General features: G+C 42.9%; 4 protein-coding genes. 3 read left to right on the top strand and 1 reads right to left on the bottom strand.

Annotation, left to right across the window (positions count from 1 at the left end; all coding sequences use genetic code 11):
* On the top strand, positions 1-567 hold a 567-nt coding region (locus OEL57_RS15280), incomplete at its 5' end, for a hypothetical protein (RefSeq protein ID WP_300741638.1).
* Entirely contained in the window at positions 564-1,643 is a 1,080-nt protein-coding gene (gene dcm, locus OEL57_RS15275; RefSeq protein ID WP_300741636.1) for a DNA (cytosine-5-)-methyltransferase, read from the top strand. The genes OEL57_RS15280 and dcm, both read left to right, overlap by 4 nt.
* Before the next feature lie 488 nt (positions 1,644-2,131).
* Here dcm and OEL57_RS15270 read toward each other — a convergent pair whose 3' ends face one another.
* Positions 2,132-2,617: a tetratricopeptide repeat protein gene (locus OEL57_RS15270; RefSeq protein WP_300741634.1), complete on the bottom strand. Its 486-nt coding sequence runs from the start codon at positions 2,615-2,617 to the stop codon at positions 2,132-2,134.
* A gap of 172 nt (positions 2,618-2,789) precedes the next feature.
* Between OEL57_RS15270 and OEL57_RS15265 the strand changes: the two genes are divergently transcribed.
* Positions 2,790-3,619, top strand: an 830-nt coding sequence (locus OEL57_RS15265) for a WD40 repeat domain-containing protein (RefSeq protein ID WP_300741632.1), incomplete at its 3' end; no start/stop codon positions are given.

Genomic DNA, 3,619 nt, shown 5'->3' with positions numbered 1-3,619 from the left:
GCTTTATATATGCATAATCAGATGACTATTCCTTTGGGTCTAGTAGGCACTCATCTCTGGCCGTTTAAGGGTGCTATCGACTATATAACAAACGAACTTAACAACGATGATATTAGCAAGATAGTTGAAACTTGGCTGTCTGCTAAGGTTGCATACTCCACAAAAAACAAAGAATCTAAGATGTATTACTTAGCAAATGCCAGTGGTTCCCCGCCACAGGAGGCGGTTAAATTACATTCATGGCCCAAAAGTGAGTCTATAAGTGATAGCAAAACCAGTGCAGGTATGGACAGAACTGATGACATAAAGAAGGGAATATACCAGGTACTCAAAATTGGCACTGAAATTAAGGGAAATCATAATATCAAAACTGCAATAGTATCGAATCTTCCAGCATATCGTCACGGAGATGACTATGTTTTACCGTTTGAGAATATGCTTTGGGGAACTGAGACTGATGTGGTGGCACTGGAAGGGTTTACAGGAATAAAGAGAGCCGATTTGCGGAATGTATTTGACTATTTGATTACTCTGGAGAATCCAGTGTTAAGAGATTTGGTGCTATGACAATTAAGAATCACAGTACTAGAGAATATACTGGCATTGTGCTTGAGAGAATGAAACATCTTCCTATCGGTGGAAAGATGTCTGATTTACCAGTGCATTTACAACATGAGAGTTTCGTTAGGGTAGGCGATAAAAATACTGGTGGCCCCAACATGAGGCTACTGCGTCTTGAAATGGATAAACCTGCTCTAACCGTTACTCAATACATATTTAACAAATTTGTTCATCCTACAGAAGACAGGTACATTACGACTAGAGAAGCTGCTTGCTTACAGGATTTTCCTGTTGAGTATGAATTCTGTGGTACGCTTGGACAAACACAGATGCAAGTTGGAAATGCTGTTCCTGTTAGACTTGCTAAGGCGGTAGCTCAAGAGGTAGCTAAGTATTTTGAACGTCGGAACATTGGCGGTGAAATTAATATAGCTTCCTTCTTTACTGGGGCTGGTGGGCTTGATCTAGGATTTGAGCAAGCGTCAAATGAAATTGCTCAGTTCAAGACTTCATTTTCAACTGATATTGAGGAATGTACTGAAGCGACGGTTAAAGCTAACAGGCCACATTGGAATTTCAAAAGAGCCGACATAAGAGAATTGAGAGCTAGTGAAATACTACAAGTAATAGGCAAAAGGCCACTGATTGTTATTGGTGGACCACCTTGCCAACCATTTAGTGTAGCTGGTAAACAAAAAGCTACTGATGACCCACTCGGTATGCTGTATCGTGATTTTGTCCACAACGTAAGTGAGTTAAAACCTGAAATTGTCATCATGGAGAACGTCTATGGATTGGCTCAGGTTAAAACAGCAAATATGATAGATCGAATATACAAGTCATTTACTAGTATAGGTTATGAAATTACCCATAGAGAGCTTATGTCTGCTGATTATGGTACACCCCAGAAAAGAAGAAGATTGTTCTTTGTAGCTGCTAAGGAACTGCATTATTTTCAATTTCCCCAGCCAACACATTGTGAAACGGTCAATTTACTTGGTCTTCCAATATATGAAGGTGCGGGGAACTCATTTATTGATTTACCAAAACCTACTTTAGTAGAGACACGTAGCAGAAGGTAAACTCAGTTTTCTTCGTTGAATGTAACAAAAGCATCTGCTTCAAGTTGACTTCTTAGCGTAGTAACGTGCCTGTACTCCCCAGCGTCAACATTCCATTCCTGGCTCGTCAGCAGAATCTGTGGATTACACAAGGTTCTGGCAAGTTGCCAAGTGTATGATATAGCTCCACTTGCAGGCACTTAGTCGATTTATATGTGAATCGGCATCCAATATTGACCCTGTTCGGCGTTCAATTATGACCAAGTTGAACATAAGATATCGGATACTTACAAGAACTAGGTGGCTCAAAAAAGGCACTGATGTGGGTCATTATTCGATGCTGGTTCACACAAATACCTATAAACTTATTAACTTATTGTATTTTAAGACTGATTTCCCAGTTATCGGATTCGTCCTGATTGGGACGCCAACACTAATGCGGCCTTTTCCATCCAGTGGAAAAGGCCGCATTTACAGGTCGTCTTCAAGCCAGCACAACAAGCTAATAGCTAGCGTCCTCCTGACCTCTTCTGAGACTCTTTCAAAATATTTTTGCATTCCATTACTGCTGGAATCAATTCTCCAGGGGCACTATAGGGGTTACTATTCTTTAGCATATAATCCCAAGCAGATGTAGGAACTGCCTTTAGTCTTCCAAAGTGTTCTCCAAATAAAATTGCAACATTACATAGTTCTACTGCCTTATCATACTGGCGCTGATCATAGTAGGCTTGGCACAACAACAGACTGCTAATAAATGCGTAGACTTCATTTGGATGCTGCCGACGGGCATTCTCAAGACTAACGATTGCTTTGGCATAGTCACCTTTAGCGTAAGCATCAATTCCATCAGGCATTTCATTACACCAGTTACTTGCACAAAACTGGTTTACTTGTGTGATAACACCGCCTCCACCAGGAATCTTCTGCGGCATAGCGCATCCTGACAAACCGATTAACGCTAAAATAGCAATAAAGAACTGTACGTTTTTCACCTTCGGCCTCCTTGTTAAGAAAACGTTAACTTTATGCGACACCCTAGACTTCCTATACATCACAGTTTCAGGATGTCAAGCCACGCACCGAAACCAGTTGCAGTTGCAGAATGTTCCGACGATTGTATACTTTATTAGCAAACGGACAAGGACACCCGTTTCGGGAGGCCCCATGAAAACAGTTCAACGTTGCCTTATCTCTATTATCTGTTTGATAAGCTTTATGTCGCCTGCCTACGCACTGGATCCGCCCCAAACGCCCTTGCTGCGCATTGAAACTGGTCGCCACACTTCAATTATCAGACGGATTGATACGGATCGTTCTGGACGCTGGCTGGTAACAGCTTCGGAAGACAAAACCGCACGGGTGTGGGAACTTCCGTCCGGTCGGCTTACTCAAACTTTACGTCCTCCAATTGCGGATGGATTTGAGGGGGAGTTGCGCAGCATAGCAATATCACCTGATGGGGCTCTCGTTGCAGCCGGTGGCTGGACGCAGATTGGCAATAGCAACGGCAGAACCTCGCTCTACATCTTCTCACGCAAAGATGGCCATTTAGTGGGCCGCACTGAAGGCCATACCGACCTGATAACACATCTAAAGTTTTCACCAGACGGGAAGATGCTTGTTGCGGTACAGGCTGCACTGGGGATCAGGCTGTATGAAGTTCATACCGGCAGCGATATGCCACTACGACTTGTTGCGCAAGATACGTCATATGGCAACCAATCATACGGAGCTGATTTTTCTCCCGACGGCAAACAACTTGCGACGAGCAGTTATGATGGGTTTATACGCATCTACGATATTGCGGCGTTTAAAAAAAATCCCAATCAAACCATTAGCCCTGTTACCCGTGGCAAGGCTCCAGGTGATAATTATCTTTCTACGGTCAAATTTTCTCCGGACGGCACACGTCTGGCAGTAGGATTTAGCAATGTACCCCGTGTTAATGTCCTATCTATCCCTGATTTAGCAGTTCTTTATTCACCTTCAACAGA

Source organism: Trichlorobacter sp. (assembly GCF_030247655.1).
Taxonomy (GTDB): domain Bacteria; phylum Desulfobacterota; class Desulfuromonadia; order Geobacterales; family Pseudopelobacteraceae; genus Trichlorobacter.
This window is presented reverse-complemented; position numbering and strand designations above follow the sequence as displayed.